We start from the raw sequence: 14,974 nt of genomic DNA, 5'->3' as shown, positions 1-14,974 counted from the left end.
TCTTCAGATCGAGGCGGACGGGACGCTGTGATGGCGTTGCCAGAGTTGCAGGTAGCGCTGCTGTTCCTGTTCCCAGCGCGTGTCGTCCCAGCCCAGGCGCGGCTGACATAGCCGGCGGATGTCTGGCAGGTAGTGAGCGGCGCCGTCGGGCAGTAGCAACCCCAGACGGGTGCGCCGCAACAACAGGTCGTCCAGGTGCAGGACCATCTCGGCCTCGGCGGCAAACGCCAGCTCCGCCCACAAGGTATCGCTGGCGCCGACACACTCGCTGCCCAGGCTGCGTATCAGCCGGGCCAAACGTGGCAGGTCACGGCCATGGCGCCCGGCCAGACGCCTCAGGCCGGCGGCGCTCAGCCCAGGAATCGCCTGCAGTGGCACGGCCTGGAACACTGGCGCGCCGTCATCCTCCAGGGTCTTCCCGAGCATCCCGGCACAGGCCCGCAACACCTCGATGGCCTGGGGCCTGAAGGTGGTCAGCTTGCCCCCCGCCAACGTCACGCAGCCCGGCTCCTGCCACAGCACATGCTCGCGGGTTTCATTGGAGGGCTTGGCCTGGGAGTCAGCGGCGCCCACTACCGGACGCACCCCGGACCAGGTGCACAGCACGTCCGCCGCCGTTACCTCGGCCTGGGGAAATGGCTGGGCGCAGGCCTCCAGCAGGTAGTCGAGTTCTTCGCGGGTAATGCTCGCCCCGAGGTCCAGGTCCTCGCGATGATCCAGGTCGGTGGTGCCCACCACAGTGGCCCCTTCCCAGGGAAAGACGAATACCGGGCGACCGTCGCGCCGATGCATGAAACTGAAGGCGTGGGCCACCGGCAAGCGCCAGCCCGGCAACAACAAGTGGCTGCCTCGCAAGGGCCGCAACTGCCGCTGCCCACCATCCGGTTGCAGGCGTTCAGCCCAGGCGCCGGTGGCCACTGCCAGCACCGCGCAACGCACTTGCATAACGGCAGCGCCTTGCGTGTCCTCGACCTCGACCCCACACACCCGCCCGCCCTCGCGCAGCAACTGGCGCACCCGCAGGCCGTTCAGCGCCCAGGCGCCATCGGCGCGGGCCTCGGCCAACACACGCATGACCAGGCGCGCATCGTCGGTCAGGGCATCGCGAAACTGCGACGCCCCCAGCAGCCCCGGCTCCATCAACCCCGGCGCCAGGTAGCGCAGTTGCGCAGGTTTATGAAACTGGCGGCTGCGACAACCGGCCAGGGCGTCATACAGGCGCAGCAAGCCGCCGAAGACCCGCGGTCCGGGGAACCCGCCGCGATAGTGCGGCATCAGGAAACTCATTGGCTCCACCAACCCCGGTGCTTCGCCCATCAGGCGCTGGCGCTCGCGTACCGAATCACGGGCCAGGCGCCACTGGCCCTTGGCGATGTAGCGCAGGCCGCCATGGACCATTTTCGACGAGCGGCTGGAGGTGCCCCAGGCAAAATCCCGTTGCTCCAACAGCAGGCAGCGCCAACCGCGCCGAGCCGCCTCGCGCAGGATCCCGGCGCCGCTGATACCGCCGCCAATCACGATCAAGTCCCAGGTTTCATTCGCCAGTTGCGGCAGCACGGCCGCGCGCCACTGGGCATTCCACTCATCGCTCATGGGCCTAGTCTTCCAGCAGGGTGCCGGGGTTCAGACGCCCGGCCGGATCGAAATGCCGGCTCAGGCTGTGCAGCGCAGCCATCGCCAGTTCGCCCTTCTCCCTCGGCAGGTAGGGCGCGTGGTCCTTGCCCACGCCATGCTGGTGGCTGATGGTGCCGTGGTTGTCGACGATGGTGCGGCTGGCCGCCTGCTTCAGGGCCTTCCAGCGCTCCAGGGTGGCCGGGTAGTCCGCCGCCGGGCGGAACACGTAGCTGGTGTAAATGCTCGAACCTTCGCCATAGACATGGGACAGGTGGGTAAACACATGGACCCGCTCGCCCTCGGCCGCCAGGCAGTCACGCAGACTGGCCTCGATCGCGTGCAACAAGGCGTCGACATGGCACCAGTCGGTCGCGGTCTCCAGGGTGTCGACCACGTAGCCGGCATTCCAGAGATTCTCCCGCAGGTAGGGGAAGCGAAAGCGGTTCTGTTGCCATTTCTTGCCCAGCAGGGTGCCGGTGAACACCCCGCCAAAAGCCTTGAGGTGCTGGCGCGCCTGGCGCAACGACAAGGCATTCTGCCGACGATTGCCGGTGACGCCGAAAGTCAGCAGGCATTTGCCCTCGCCAGCCCCGCGCAGTGCCAGGTAGCGCTCCAGCCAGGCGATTTGATGGGGATGGCCAGCCAGCGCCAGTTGGGTCTGGGTTTCCATGGCATTCGACAGACGCAGCATCGACAGCGGCACCCGTGCCTGCACCAGTCGGCGGATCGCCTGCAGGGCCTGGGGCCAGTCGGGCAGGAACACGCCATAGAAGCGCTCGTCCTCGGGCAGCGCGCTAACCCGGACCTTGACCGTGGAAATGATGCCGAAGCGCCCTTCGCTGCCCAACACCACTTCCCGCAGGTCAGGGCCGGCGGCCGAGGCCGGGAAGCTCGGGATTTCCAGGGGCCCGGCGAACGTTTCCAGGGTGCCGCCGGCGAACAGTTGCTCGATCCGCCCATAGCGCAGCGATTGCTGGCCGCTCGAGCGGCTGGCCACCCAGCCGCCCAGGGTCGACAACTCCCAGGACTGCGGGAAGTGCCCCAGGGTGTAGCCTTTGGCACGCAACTGGCTCTCCACCTGGGGGCCACTGGCACCGGGGCCGAACGTGGCGATCAGGCTTTGTTCGTCGAGGTCGAGCAGGCGGTTCATGTGGGCCAGGGACACCGTCAGCACCGGGCGCGTGGACGCCGGCGGGTTGATATGTCCGGCCACGGACGTGCCACCGCCATAGGGAATCAGGCACAGGTCGGCACTGTCGGCCAGGGCCAGCAGCTGGCGGATCTGTTCGACAGTTTCCGGCAGGGCCACAGCATCCGGGTACCGACCCAGGGCACCTTCACGCAGGGCCAGCCAGTCCGGCAGGCTCTGACCGCGGGCATGCATCAGACGGTCCCGGGGCTCGATGCTGTAAAGCGCGTGGGGCGCCAGCCGCGACGCGGGCACTGCGGCCAGGGCACTGTCCAGGCTGGCGTCCGGCAGGGTGTGCCCGTCGCCCAATCGCTCGCGCAGAAACGCTGCGCCATGGGCGGGCATCTCCATCTGCGTGGTTTCTTCGCCCCAGCCGTTCCAGCGTCGCATGCCTGTTTCTCCCAGCAGATCTTGTGATTTTCAGTGCTCCCATACTAAACAGCCGGCGCGGGCTGTCACGGTCGCATCGGGACAGATGGAGTAGCCAATTGGGTCACTCGCTGTATTACCGGATGTATCCACGGGAGCATTTACTTTAGTCACGATTTCAAATTACCTTGCGTGCCATCGACGCGCGCAAGGCACTGCCGCCGGCAACACCCCGCCAGGAACCCGATCATGCAGACACTCGGCTCTACCTCCGTCCCTCCTCTGCTGAAGTACCTGCGCCATGCCGAACAGCTCGGCATGGCAACCGCCCCTGCACTGGAGGCGGCCGGGATCACTGCCGGCCAACTGGACGACAACAGCCTGCGCCTGCCTGTGGAAGCCCACGAACGCCTGTTGGAGTATTTCTGCGAACATTCCGGGGACCTGCTGTTCGGGCTCAATTCAGCGCGCTTCGTGTTGCCCAACTCGTGGAGCGTGCTCGGCTACATCACCATGAACTGCGCGACCCTGGGCGAGGCAATGAACCGCATCATGCCGTTCGAAAAACTGGTGGGCGACATGGGCACCAGCCGCGCCGAAATGGTCCATGACCAAGTCCGCCTGATCTGGAACTGCCGCCACCAGCAGCCGCGCATCCGCCGGCATATGGTGGAGAACGTGCTGGCGTCCTGGCTGGTGTATGCCCGCTGGATCGCCGACACCGAACTGTCGCCAAGCCAGGTGTTGCTCGAGCACCCGTTGCCGGACGGCGCGCAGCTCAGCCAATACGAGGACTTCTTCGGTTGCCCGGTGCTGTTCGAGCAACCCTGCTCGGCCCTGGTGGCGCCCTTGAGTTACCTGCAGACACCCCTGCGCCAGGCCGATGCGCAGTTGCTGCGCACCCTGGAAGAACATGCCCTGGCCCTGATGGCCTCGCTGGACGATTCAAGCCTGGCGCTGCGGGTGAAAAACGCCCTGCGCCAGTTGCTCAAGGAAGGCCTGCCGCGCAAAGAACAGGTGGCCGAACAGTTCGCCATGTCGGTGCGCACCCTGCAACGCCAACTGCAGCAGGCCGGCACGTCCTACCAGCAGATCCTCGACGACCTGCGCCAGGAACTGGCCGAGCACTACCTGCTGCACAGCGACCTGCCGATCCAGGACATCGCCCAATACCTGGGTTTCACCGAACCGCGGTCGTTCCACCGCACCTTCAAGAGCCGCACCGGTGTGCCGCCGGGCGAGTATCGGCAGACCCATCGGGGCAGTTAGGGTTTGGGGGACTGCATTTCAGGTCCTGACCAAACAGAGTGAACCCGGTATTCAACACAACGAAGATCAAATATGGGAGCTGGCTTGCCTGCGATAGCGCCCGATCAGGCCATTCCTGGGTACTTGACTCTCCCCCTAGGGTCACACGCCATCCTGCGGGCCCCGACCTCAGGACTCCCCACCCATGACCCGCCGCATCCTGCTCATTCTTGGCCACCCCGCCAGCACCAGTTTCTGCTACGCCTTAGCCTCTGCCTATCGCGAATCAGCCAGCCGCGCCGGCCACGAAGTGCGCACCTTGTATCTGGGCGAGTTGAGCTTCGATCCTGTCCTGCACCACGGTTACGCTCAGGTACAAGCCTTGGAGCCGGACTTGCTCATGGCGCAATCCGACATCCTTTGGGCCGATCATCTGACGTTTATTTTCCCTATCTGGTGGGGGGGAATTCCAGCATTGATGAAAGGCTTCATCGACCGCGTGTTCCTGCCCGGTTTCGCCTTCAAATACCGCAAGGGCAAAGCATTCCCCGACAAGCTCTTGAAGGGCCGTACCGCCCATCTGCTGGTGGCCCTGGATACACCGCCGTGGTATTACCGCTGGTTCTACCACATGCCCGGCCTGCACCAGATGCGCAAGACCACCCTTGAGTTGTGTGGTATCAAGCCGATCAAGACAATCATGTTCGGGCCTGTGCTGGGCTCTACTGCGGCGCAGCGCGACAAGTGGCTGAAAAAGGCTGGCACACTCTTTTAGGAATGGATCTGCATGTACATCGGTAAAGCCGCGCAGTTGTCAGGCACGACGATCAAGGCGATTCGTCACTATGAGGACATCGGCTTGCTGCCACCGCCGCAACGCGAGGGGCGGTATCGGGTTTACTCGGCGCAGAGCGTTGAGCTGCTGACGTTTATCAAGTGCGCGCAGCAGTTGGGCTTCAAGCTCAAGGAGTTGCAGGGAATTCTCCACGGGCACCGTGGCGATGAGCTGCCGTGGCAGCGCGCCAACCAGGCGATCGCGCAAAAAAAGCTCGAGTTGATGACGCAGATCCAAGCCCTGCAACAGGTGCATGCAGGGCTGGTGGCGTTTGAGGGCAGCCTGGAGCAGGCCCAGGGTCAATGCCAGTTTGCACGTCTGGTGGAAACCGGCACTGCGCGCAACGGCTAGTTCAGCAGATCGCCCCATTTGTTTTGCAGGGCGCGCTCTTCTGCCAGGATTTCCCGCGTCATGCTGTCAACCCATTGCTGGGCAAACCCATTGGCTTCACGCAGCAGCAGCATGATGTCATCGAGCTCAAAGTCGCCGGGTTTGGCCACGTCCTTATGCTCATCCAGCATCTTCCTGACCATTTCATTGAGCTGCTTAGGAGCTGAAGCCTTGGCTGTATGACTGAAAAACCCTGGTGTGCTCAAGCGCCCCTCATTTGCCCCTACCCCCCCTATCTGCTAGTGTCGCGCCCGTTTACCGTCAACCGGAATAGCCGCCATGGCCCGCAAAAAAGTTGCACTCGATTTCGAACAATCCCTCGCCGATCTGCAAACCCTGGTCGAGCGTCTGGAGAACGGCGAGTTGTCGCTGGAAGACTCGTTGACGGCGTTTGAGCAAGGTATCGGCCTGACCCGCGATTGCCAGAGCGCTCTGGCGCAGGCGGAGCAGAAGGTCCAGGTGTTGCTGGAACGGGATGGGGAGTTGGCCGAAGAACCTTTCGACTCGGAACAAGCGCAATGATCGACGTTTATCAGGCCAGCAGTCAGGCCCGGGTCAATGCTGCGCTGGAACCGCTGTTTGTGGCGCCAAGCCCGGAGTTGGCCAGGCTGTATGAGGCCATGCGTTATAGCGTGATGAACGGCGGCAAGCGCGTACGGCCTTTGCTCGCCTATGCGGCCTGTGAAGCGCTGGGCGTGGATGCCGCGCAAGCCAATGGCGCGGCGTGTGCGGTGGAATTGATTCATGCCTATTCGCTGGTGCATGACGATTTGCCAGCCATGGACGATGACGATCTGCGTCGCGGCCAGCCCACTACCCATAAGGCTTTTGACGAAGCCTGTGCGATCCTCGCCGGCGACGGCCTGCAAAGCCTGGCGTTCAGTGCCCTGCTCGACCCGCGTTTGAGCGGCGTGAATGCCGAGATCCGCCTGCGCATGGTCACTGCGTTGGCCGCCGCCGCAGGCCCGGCCGGTATGGTCGGGGGCCAGGCAATTGACCTCGGCTCGGTCGGCCTCAAGCTGGACCAGCAAGCCCTGGAGTATATGCACCGGCACAAGACCGGGGCGCTGATCGAGGCTGCCGTGCACCTCGGCGCCCTGGCCAGTGGTCGCGCCGAAGCGGCGCAGTTGGCCGCTTTGCAGATCTATGCCCGGGCCATCGGCCTGGCGTTCCAGGTGCAGGACGATATTCTCGACGTGGAAAGCGATACCGCGACCCTCGGCAAGCGCCAGGGCGCCGATATTGCCCGTGACAAGCCGACTTATCCGTCGCTGTTAGGGCTGGATGCCGCCAAGGCCTATGCCCTGGAGCTGCGCGACCAGGCCCTGGCCGCCCTGCGACCATTCGACGCGGCAGCCGAGCCGCTGCGTGACCTGGCGCGGTATATCGTCGAACGCCGTCACTGATTACGGCGGCGATTACCGCCGCATATCGGCCAAGTTCGGTGCTCTGCGTGGGCAGTTTGCGATGCTTGAGGTAAACTGCCGCCTCTTCTATACCTATAACGATTCGCCTGATGCCCACGACGTTTCAAGAGATTCCCCGCAAGCGCCCGACCACGCCGCTGCTGGACCGTGCCAACACGCCGGCCGGCTTGCGCCGTCTGGGTGAAGCCGAGCTGGAAACCCTGGCCGATGAGTTGCGCCTGGAATTGCTCTACACGGTCGGCCAGACCGGTGGGCATTTTGGTGCAGGCCTGGGCGTCATCGAGCTGACCATCGCGCTGCATTACGTATTCGACACCCCGGACGACCGGCTGGTGTGGGACGTGGGTCACCAGGCGTATCCGCACAAAATCCTCACCGGACGCCGCGAGCGCATGGCTACCTTGCGCCAGAAGGACGGCATCGCCGCCTTCCCGCGCCGCTCCGAGAGCGAATACGACACCTTTGGCGTCGGCCACTCCAGCACCTCGATCAGCGCAGCCCTGGGCATGGCGATTGCCGCCCGTCTGCAAAACAGCGATCGCAAGGCAATTGCCGTGATCGGTGATGGCGCGCTGACAGCCGGCATGGCGTTTGAAGCGTTGAACCATGCACCGGAAGTGGACGCCAATATGCTGGTGATCCTCAACGACAACGACATGTCGATCTCGCGCAATGTCGGTGGTTTGTCCAATTACCTGGCAAAGATTCTGTCCAGCCGCACCTACGCCAGCATGCGCGAAGGCAGCAAAAAAGTGCTGTCACGCCTGCCCGGCGCGTGGGAAATTGCCCGCCGCACCGAAGAATACGCCAAGGGCATGCTGGTCCCCGGCACCCTGTTCGAAGAGCTGGGCTGGAACTATATCGGCCCGATCGACGGGCACGACCTGCCGACCCTGATCGCCACCCTGCGCAATATGCGCGACCTCAAGGGCCCGCAGTTCCTGCATATCGTCACCAAGAAAGGCAAAGGCTTCGCCCCGGCGGAAGTCGACCCGATTGGTTACCACGCCATCACCAAGCTCGAGCCGCTGGACGCGCCCGTGGCGGCGCCAAAAAAGGCCAGCGGGCCGAAGTACTCCGGTGTATTTGGCGAATGGCTGTGCGACATGGCCGCTGCCGACCCGCGCCTGGTGGGCATTACCCCAGCGATGAAGGAAGGCTCGGACCTGGTGGCGTTCAGCGAGCGTTTCCCGCTGCGTTACTTCGATGTGGCGATTGCCGAGCAACATGCGGTGACCTTTGCCGCCGGCATGGCCTGCGAAGGCGCCAAACCGGTGGTGGCGATCTACTCCACCTTCCTGCAACGCGGTTATGACCAGCTTATTCACGATGTAGCGGTGCAGAACCTCGACGTGCTGTTCGCCATCGACCGCGCCGGCTTGGTGGGCGAAGACGGCCCGACCCACGCCGGCAGCTACGATCTGTCGTACTTGCGCTGCATCCCCGGCATGCTGGTGATGACCCCGAGCGACGAGAACGAGCTGCGCAAGATGCTCAGCACCGGCCACCTGTACAACGGCCCGGCAGCGGTACGTTACCCCCGTGGCAACGGCCCGAATGCGGTGATCGAGAAAGACCTGGAACCGATCGAGATCGGCAAGGGCATCGTGCGGCGCCAGGGCAGCAAGACCGCGTTCCTGGTGTTTGGCGTGCAACTGGCCGAAGCCCTGAAAGTGGCGGAGAAAATCGACGCCACCGTGATCGACATGCGCTTTGTCAAACCCCTCGACGAAGCCCTGGTGCGCGAGATCGCCGGCAGCCATGAATTGCTGGTGACCGTTGAAGAAAACGCCATCATGGGCGGCGCCGGTGCGGCCGTCAGCGAATTCCTGGCGCGGGAGAACATCCTCAAGTCGGTGCTGCACCTGGGCTTGCCGGACATTTATGTGGAGCACGCCAAACCCGCGCAGATGCTGGCTGAGTGTGGGCTGGATGAAGCGGGGATCGAGGCTGCGGTTCGCCATCGCATGGCTTTGCTCGGCCTGTAAACCGGACCAAACTGTGGGAGCTGGCTGGCCTGCGATGCAAACACCTCGGTCTTTCAGAGAGACCGGGTGATGCGATCGCAGGCCAGCCAGCTCCCACATTTGTTTTGTATTGCCTTGGAATCCATGGACGGCCCATGAAGCACCTTCGACTTGCCCTGCCACTCCTGCTCTTGCCCACTGCGGACCTGCTCGCCGACACCCGCGACGCCGCCCTGAAGCTCCCCGATGTGGTGATCAGTGCCAACCGCCAGGTGCAGGCACGCAATGACAGCAGTGCTGCCAACACCGTGTTCACCCGGGACGATATCGACCGCCTGCAACCCTCCAGCCTGACCGACCTGCTCAGCCGCGTGCCCGGCGTGCAAGTGGCGCGCACCGGTGGCCGGGGCAGCTTGCCGGGGATTTTCATACGTGGCACCAAGTCCGCGCAAAGCCTGGTGCTGGTGGATGGCCAGCGGATTGCCAATAGCACTTCCGGCGACAGCGGCCTGCAATACCTGAATATTGATCAGATTGAGCGGGTGGAAGTGCTGCGCGGGTCGCGCTCGGTGATTTACGGCAGCGATGCGATTGGCGGGGTGATCCAGGTATTTACCCGCCGCAATGCCGGACCAGGCCTGCAGCCGCGCTTGAAGCTGGGCTTTGGCAGCCACAACACCTGGGAACGCAGCCTGGGCCTGTCGGGCGGCGATGAACGAACGCGCTTCAACCTGGGCGCGAGCCTGGATGACACCGCCGGTATCGACTGGAGCCACACCTCCTTCCCCAGCGACCGCGACCATGATGCCTATCGCAATAAGTCGCTGAGCTTGAACCTGAGCCATGAGTTCAGCGATGAGCTGGAGGTGGGTTTCAACCTGCTGGATAGCCGGGGCAAGTCGGAATTTGATAACAGCGCTGGGCGCTACGACGACGTCAGCAAACAAACTTTCGGCCAAAAACCCTATACCGACTACACCGTCAGCAGTGCCAGCGCTTATATCGACGCCCAACTCAACGAGGCATGGCAGACCCGTGTGGAACTGGGCCACAGTGAAAACCGCGACACCAAGCGCGACAAGCTCAGCACTGACTTCAGTGTGTTCAGCACCTATCGCGACTCGATTAACTGGCAGAACGACCTGACGCTCAACCAGCAAAACAGCCTGATCCTGGGCGGCGATTGGTATGAGGACCGCATTCACAGCGACAAACCGTACAACGAAAACAGCCGGTGGAACCGTGCCGCGTTTATTCAGCATCGTTTCAAGGGGGAGTGGTTTTCCACCGAACTGGGGCTACGCCGCGACCAGAACCAGCAATTTGGCGGGCAGAACAGTTGGAGCGGTACGCTGACCTTGCCGGTCAATAGCGATAACGACTTACTACTGAGTTACAGCGAAGGCTTTCGTGCGCCGAGCTTCAACGATCTGTACTACCCCGGCGGCAGCAACCCCAACCTCAAGCCCGAGCACTCGAAAAGCTATGAGTTGCAATGGCGCAGCCAGCTGACCGACACCACACGCCTGGAAACCTCTCTGTATCGCACTGACCTCAAGGACGCCATCATCGCGCAGCAGCAGAATAACTACATTCCGTACAACGTCGCCAACGCCCGCATCAACGGCTTCGAAGCCGCCCTCAAGCAAGAGTTCTTCGGCTGGCAAGGCAACCTCGGCCTGTCGATCATCGACCCACGCGACCGCAACAGCGGCCACACCCTGGCCCGTCGTGCCAGGCGCACCCTGAACCTGGACCTGGATCGGCAGTTCGAACAATTGAGCCTGGGCGCCAGTTGGCAGGCCATCAGCAGCAGCTACGATGCCGAAGACAACAAGCACCGCCTCTCGGGCTATTACCTGCTGGGGTTGCGCAGCGGTTGGGCGCTGAATCGGGAAGTGGCGCTGTCGCTGAAGGTCGATAACCTGCTGGATCGCCGCTATACGCGGGCCTGGTACAGCTATGACGATCCAAACTTCGAGAACAACCAGCCGTACCGCGAAGAAGGCCGGACGTGGATGCTTGGGGTGACGTGGACGCCGCAGCTCTGAGGTTGTCCGGGCCGACGCCATCGCAGGCAAGCCAGCTCCCACATGTGTTCTGTGGTGTGGCCAAAATATTCTGCACTGCCGAGCGCCCACTTTTTGATGTGTGAATACAGTCAAATGTGGGAGCTGGCTTGCCTGCGATAGCGCTCTCAACGGTTCGGCGCAATCACCTGACACAGCCGGCCCACCGCCTCCACCATCTGCCCACTGGGCCGCTCCAGCCCTTTATCCGGCACGATCAGCAAACGCCCCTGAGCCACCGCCGCCACCTGGGGCCAGGCCTTCCAATCGTCCAGTTGCGCTTGATCCGCCGCGAGGATCACTTCGGGATCACGCTGCAACACCGATTCGATACTGACCTGCGGGGCTGGCAGCTTGAGGTCATCAAACACATTGCGCGCGCCACACACGCTAAGCGCATCGCTGATGATCTGCCCACCGCCCACGGTGTACAGCGGCTGGTTCCACACCTGATAGAACACCCGCAACGGCTGGCTGCGCTGATAGCGCTGGCGCAACTCGGCCAAGCGTTGACGCAAGCGGGCAGCCAATTGGCGACCTTCATCAGCGCGGCCTAGCTGTCGGGCGATGGCTTCGACCTGGCTGCTCAGTTGTTCAAGGCTATGGGGTTCGGCGACGTAAACAGGGATGTTCAAACGCTTGAGCTGCTCGCGCTGGGCCGGGCCGACGCTGCCGGGCCAGAGCAGCAGCAAGTCAGGCTGCAGGCTGAGCAGTCGTTCCAGATCCAACTGCCCATAACGCCCCACCGAGGGCAGGCTACGCAGCGCTTCAGGCCGTTCACCACCGTCGAGTACGCCCACCAGCAGATCGCTGGCGCCCAGTTCAACGACGATTTCAGATAAGGAAGGCGCGAGGCTGACCACCCGCTCGACCGCCATCGCCGACGCACTGGCGGCCAGCAGCAGACCCGCCAGCCAGAGGCGCATCAGCCGAGTTGACGCGGGATGCGATAGAGGTAGAACAGCACCAGGGTCGACAATGCCAGCAGAAACAGCGGCACCGCTTCCAGGCCGACGAACACTGCCAGTGCACCGATCCAGGCGGGAAACGCCGCGACCAGCAGCGCCGTACGCCGACGGGCCGCGAGGGTGATCCACGCGGCCGGCTCTTCAGGCGTATCGAGGGCCTTGGAGGTGGCGATCAGTGCATGTTTATAGGCATGGAAGTAACGCAGGCTGGCAAACATCGAGGCAACGCCGGCGATAAAGAATGGCATTGCCAGCACCGGCAACAACGGCTCGCCCTGGCCAAATACCAGATTGATCACGAATAACGGCAACAACGCCAGCGCCAGGTACTGCCACCAACTGAAGGACAGGCGCCGCTTGACCTGGCCGCGCGTCACGCCCGGTCTGCCTCGCCCTGATGCTCGTTGCCCATCATATGGTCGAGCTTGCTGGCCTTGGTCGCCAGGTAGAGTTTGTTGTGCGGGTTATGCCCGGTGTGCAGCGGCACACGCTCGGCGACGGTGATGCCCATCTCGGTCAAGGCCTTGACCTTGCGCGGGTTGTTGGTCATCAGGCGCAGGGACTGGATGCCCAGGTGCTCAAGCATCGGCAGGCAGATGGCGTAATCGCGCTGATCGGCGGCGAAACCCAGGCGCTCGTTGGCCTCGACGGTATCGGCGCCACCGTCTTGCAGTTCGTAGGCGCGGATCTTGTTCAGCAGGCCAATGCCACGGCCTTCCTGACGCAGATACAGCAGCACGCCACGGCCTTCACGGGCAATGGCTTGCATGGCGGCTTCCAGTTGCGAGCCGCAGTCGCAGCGCTGGCTGAACAGTGCGTCACCGGTCAGGCACTCAGAGTGCAAGCGGCCCAGGACCGGGGCGCCATCGGCCACATCGCCCAGGCTGAGCACGACGTGCTCGCGCCCGGAGGCTTTTTCAAGAAAGCCATGCATGGTGAACGTGGCAAAAGGGGTAGGCAGCTTGGAAGCAGCGACGAAAACGACGGGCACCGTGTGCTCCTGATTTCAGATTTCACAGAGGCGGGCATTGTAACAGCACGTTCCTACAGACGCTTAAGCTGAATTATCGCTGATAAAGATCAATAGGTTCGATTGGCCTTTGCCTTGGTTCTATGGGCGTCAAAACGGATACGGTTGGTTCCAGCGCTGGAAAATCGGTTTCAACTCGCCGCTTTTCACCAACAACTCCATGCGCCGGTCAAATACCCCCCGCAATGACCGCCCTCGCTCACTGTCGGTAAACCCCAGGAACAACGGCAATTCGGCAATGTGCGTGAGTTTGAACGCCGATGGGTCGTCAGCCTGGCCGAGGATGTACTGCAGTTCGGCCAGGGCATCAATGTAGAAGTCGGCCCGCCCATGCTGGAGCATCGGCAAAATCCCGCTACGTCGTTCGATCTGGTTGAAACGATGAATATTGGGCAGGTATTCCTCGTACTTGTAGCCACGTACCCAGGTCAGGCGGTAAGAGCCCAGGGTCACCAGGGTCGGCGCCGGGCTGCCCGCCAGGCCCAGGGCGTAGATGTGGTCGGAGTCGTAGTGCCAGCGGGCGTACAGCACGCCCTCGGTCTCATCATGATAGGAGCCGACCCAGGCATCCACTTCGCCCCGCCGGGCCAGACCGACCGAACGGGTGTAGGGCACGCTGCGGATCTTGACCTTGACCCCGGCCGGCTCGAAGACTTCTCGCAACACATCCCAGGCCAGGCCGCTGCCATCGGCGTTGGTGTAGTCATTCCAGGTTTCACTGGCCAGACGGATCTGGCCGGGCACTTCGGGGGTGTCATCGGCCCACACGGGAGACGCGACCACACACAGCAGAATCAGCAACCAGCGTCGTAGCCCCATGATGACGCCCTCCATGGTAAAGCGATCGTTTCTACAACGCGGTAAAGGGTAGCGCAGCCCGGCGGGTCACGGCGTCTCGCGAAAATGTTGATAACCGCGCACGGCCGGGGTGATGTCATGGCCACCGGCATCCAGCAGTCGCACGCCGGCCCCCGCCTCTACGCGCCCGACAATATGCACCGGCCAACCGTCGGCCAGCAATGGCGCCAGCTCAGCGGGCGGCAAGGTGAACGCCAGGACGTAATCGTCGCCACCGCTCAAGGCTGCGGAGCGTGCTTGATCATCCCCCAGAAAGGCCAGCAACGCCGCCGACAGCGGCAAACGGTGCCGCTCGATCACCAGGCTTACGGCTGAAGCCTTCGCGATATGCCCACAATCTGCCAGCAGACCGTCGGAAATATCCAACGCAGACGTAGCCTTGCCACGCAACGCCATGCCCAGGGCCAGTTGCGGCTGCGGCGACCAGTAATGGCCCAGCAGCGGCTCGGCGATCTGCGCAGCAGCGCTACGCTGCCCCAACACCAACGGCAAGGCCCCGGCCGCATTGCCCAGCTCGCCGCCGACACACAGCAGGTCGCCGGGCTGCGCGCCACTGCGGGTCAACGCCAGCCCCGCCGGGACACGGCCGAACACGGTGACGGTCAGGCTCAGCGGCCCACGGGTGGTATCGCCGCCCACCAGGCCCACACCACAGCGCTGGGCCATGGCATTCAAACCCTGGGCATAGCGCTGCAACCAATCGGCCGCGACCGTCGGTGTAGTGAGCGCAAGGGTAAATGCGAGGGGATGGGCGCCCATGGCCGCCAAATCGCTGACTGCCACCGCCAGCGAACGCTGGCCGAGCAAAAACGGGTCGCAGGGGTCGGCAAAGTGCACGCCGGCCACCAGGGTATCGGTTGAAATCGCCAGCTGTTCCCCAGGGGGAACTGCCAGCAAGGCGCAGTCGTCGCCGATCCCCAGGGCAATGCCCTCGCCGCCTTGCGCACAGGGCGCGGCGGCGAAGTAGGTGCGGATCAGCTCGAACTCGCCCATCAGGGAGTCAAGCGCAG

At 63.3% G+C, this 14,974-nt stretch carries 14 protein-coding genes and 1 pseudogene; 7 read left to right on the top strand and 8 right to left on the bottom strand.

The window, feature by feature from the left end; genetic code table 11:
* Positions 1-3: 3 nt before the first annotated feature.
* The gene (locus HBO24_RS03810) at positions 4-1,593 is read right to left on the bottom strand and encodes a glycerol-3-phosphate dehydrogenase/oxidase (protein ID WP_170059322.1); all 1,590 of its coding nucleotides are present in this window, start codon (positions 1,591-1,593) and stop codon (positions 4-6) included.
* Between the two features lie 4 nt (positions 1,594-1,597).
* On the bottom strand, positions 1,598-3,193 hold the full coding sequence (locus HBO24_RS03805; RefSeq protein ID WP_120734210.1) for an FAD-binding oxidoreductase: 1,596 nt from the start codon (positions 3,191-3,193) through the stop codon (positions 1,598-1,600).
* A gap of 228 nt (positions 3,194-3,421) precedes the next feature.
* Here HBO24_RS03805 and HBO24_RS03800 point away from each other — a divergent pair, with 228 nt between their 5' ends.
* The 3 genes and pseudogenes from HBO24_RS03800 to HBO24_RS03790 all read left to right on the top strand — a co-directional run bounded on the left by HBO24_RS03800 (position 3,422) and on the right by HBO24_RS03790 (position 5,606).
* Positions 3,422-4,441 (top strand): AraC family transcriptional regulator, encoded by a 1,020-nt coding sequence (locus tag HBO24_RS03800; protein WP_057960739.1) that lies wholly within the window; start codon positions 3,422-3,424, stop codon positions 4,439-4,441.
* 184 nt (positions 4,442-4,625) lie between these two features.
* Positions 4,626-5,221 (top strand): annotated as a pseudogene (locus tag HBO24_RS03795) (NAD(P)H-dependent oxidoreductase).
* A complete protein-coding gene (locus HBO24_RS03790) occupies positions 5,208-5,606 on the top strand; it encodes a MerR family transcriptional regulator (RefSeq protein ID WP_057438975.1) in 399 nt (132 codons plus the stop codon). The pseudogene HBO24_RS03795 and the gene HBO24_RS03790 overlap by 14 nt, the downstream one beginning before the upstream one ends.
* On the opposite strand, the gene HBO24_RS03785 is transcribed toward HBO24_RS03790, so the two are convergent.
* Positions 5,603-5,776, bottom strand: a complete 174-nt coding sequence (locus HBO24_RS03785) for a hypothetical protein (protein ID WP_170043991.1) — start codon at positions 5,774-5,776, stop codon at positions 5,603-5,605. The two genes, HBO24_RS03790 and HBO24_RS03785, sit on opposite strands and share 4 nt — an antisense overlap.
* Before the next feature lie 148 nt (positions 5,777-5,924).
* Between HBO24_RS03785 and HBO24_RS03780 the strand changes: the two genes are divergently transcribed.
* The 4 genes from HBO24_RS03780 (at position 5,925) to HBO24_RS03765 (ending at position 11,090) form a co-directional block, all read left to right on the top strand.
* Positions 5,925-6,167, top strand: coding sequence for an exodeoxyribonuclease VII small subunit (locus HBO24_RS03780; RefSeq protein ID WP_170059321.1), 243 nt, complete (start codon positions 5,925-5,927; stop codon positions 6,165-6,167).
* Entirely contained in the window at positions 6,164-7,051 is an 888-nt protein-coding gene (gene ispA, locus HBO24_RS03775; protein WP_057444863.1) for a (2E,6E)-farnesyl diphosphate synthase, read from the top strand. The genes HBO24_RS03780 and ispA overlap by 4 nt, the downstream gene beginning before the upstream one ends.
* Before the next feature lie 110 nt (positions 7,052-7,161).
* Positions 7,162-9,060: a 1-deoxy-D-xylulose-5-phosphate synthase gene (gene dxs / locus HBO24_RS03770; protein ID WP_057438974.1), complete on the top strand. Its 1,899-nt coding sequence runs from the start codon at positions 7,162-7,164 to the stop codon at positions 9,058-9,060.
* Positions 9,061-9,194: 134 nt separating this feature from the next.
* Complete coding sequence (locus HBO24_RS03765) at positions 9,195-11,090, top strand: TonB-dependent receptor (RefSeq protein ID WP_170059320.1); 1,896 nt, start codon at positions 9,195-9,197, stop codon at positions 11,088-11,090.
* A gap of 146 nt (positions 11,091-11,236) precedes the next feature.
* Here the strand turns inward: HBO24_RS03765 and HBO24_RS03760 are convergent, their stop codons facing one another.
* The 5 genes from HBO24_RS03760 to thiL all read right to left on the bottom strand — a co-directional run bounded on the left by HBO24_RS03760 (position 11,237) and on the right by thiL (position 14,957).
* Positions 11,237-12,034 carry a cobalamin-binding protein gene (locus tag HBO24_RS03760; protein WP_120734217.1) on the bottom strand — a complete coding sequence of 266 codons (798 nt, stop codon included), beginning with the start codon at positions 12,032-12,034 and terminating at the stop codon, positions 11,237-11,239.
* A complete protein-coding gene (locus HBO24_RS03755) occupies positions 12,034-12,453 on the bottom strand; it encodes a nuclear FMR1 interacting 1 family protein (RefSeq protein ID WP_057960742.1) in 420 nt (139 codons plus the stop codon). Before HBO24_RS03755 ends, HBO24_RS03760 begins: the two co-directional genes overlap by 1 nt.
* Positions 12,450-13,067 (bottom strand): GTP cyclohydrolase II, encoded by a 618-nt coding sequence (ribA, locus tag HBO24_RS03750; RefSeq protein WP_057438973.1) that lies wholly within the window; start codon positions 13,065-13,067, stop codon positions 12,450-12,452. Before ribA ends, HBO24_RS03755 begins: the two co-directional genes overlap by 4 nt.
* A gap of 129 nt (positions 13,068-13,196) precedes the next feature.
* A complete protein-coding gene (locus HBO24_RS03745; RefSeq protein ID WP_057438972.1) occupies positions 13,197-13,925 on the bottom strand; it encodes a transporter substrate-binding domain-containing protein in 729 nt (242 codons plus the stop codon).
* Positions 13,926-13,991: 66 nt separating this feature from the next.
* Positions 13,992-14,957 (bottom strand): thiamine-phosphate kinase, encoded by a 966-nt coding sequence (gene thiL, locus HBO24_RS03740; protein ID WP_057438971.1) that lies wholly within the window; start codon positions 14,955-14,957, stop codon positions 13,992-13,994.
* Between the last annotated feature and the right edge of the window lie 17 nt (positions 14,958-14,974).

Source organism: Pseudomonas sp. WS 5410 (assembly GCF_012985645.1).
Taxonomy (GTDB): Bacteria; Pseudomonadota; Gammaproteobacteria; order Pseudomonadales; family Pseudomonadaceae; genus Aquipseudomonas; species Aquipseudomonas shahriarae.
The sequence above is the reverse complement of the archived record's forward strand: the minus strand, read 5'-3'. Positions and strand labels throughout refer to the sequence as shown.

Coding starts and splice junctions, on each gene's coding strand:
- HBO24_RS03810 (WP_170059322.1), bottom strand. CDS start 1,593: ATGAGCGATGAGTGGAATGCCCAGTGGCGCGCGGCCGTGCTGCCGCAA.
- HBO24_RS03805 (WP_120734210.1), bottom strand. CDS start 3,193: ATGCGACGCTGGAACGGCTGGGGCGAAGAAACCACGCAGATGGAGATG.
- HBO24_RS03800 (WP_057960739.1), top strand. CDS start 3,422: ATGCAGACACTCGGCTCTACCTCCGTCCCTCCTCTGCTGAAGTACCTG.
- HBO24_RS03790 (WP_057438975.1), top strand. CDS start 5,208: ATGTACATCGGTAAAGCCGCGCAGTTGTCAGGCACGACGATCAAGGCG.
- HBO24_RS03785 (WP_170043991.1), bottom strand. CDS start 5,776: ATGCTGGATGAGCATAAGGACGTGGCCAAACCCGGCGACTTTGAGCTC.
- HBO24_RS03780 (WP_170059321.1), top strand. CDS start 5,925: ATGGCCCGCAAAAAAGTTGCACTCGATTTCGAACAATCCCTCGCCGAT.
- ispA (WP_057444863.1), top strand. CDS start 6,164: ATGATCGACGTTTATCAGGCCAGCAGTCAGGCCCGGGTCAATGCTGCG.
- dxs (WP_057438974.1), top strand. CDS start 7,162: ATGCCCACGACGTTTCAAGAGATTCCCCGCAAGCGCCCGACCACGCCG.
- HBO24_RS03765 (WP_170059320.1), top strand. CDS start 9,195: ATGAAGCACCTTCGACTTGCCCTGCCACTCCTGCTCTTGCCCACTGCG.
- HBO24_RS03760 (WP_120734217.1), bottom strand. CDS start 12,034: ATGCGCCTCTGGCTGGCGGGTCTGCTGCTGGCCGCCAGTGCGTCGGCG.
- HBO24_RS03745 (WP_057438972.1), bottom strand. CDS start 13,925: ATGGGGCTACGACGCTGGTTGCTGATTCTGCTGTGTGTGGTCGCGTCT.
- thiL (WP_057438971.1), bottom strand. CDS start 14,957: ATGGGCGAGTTCGAGCTGATCCGCACCTACTTCGCCGCCGCGCCCTGT.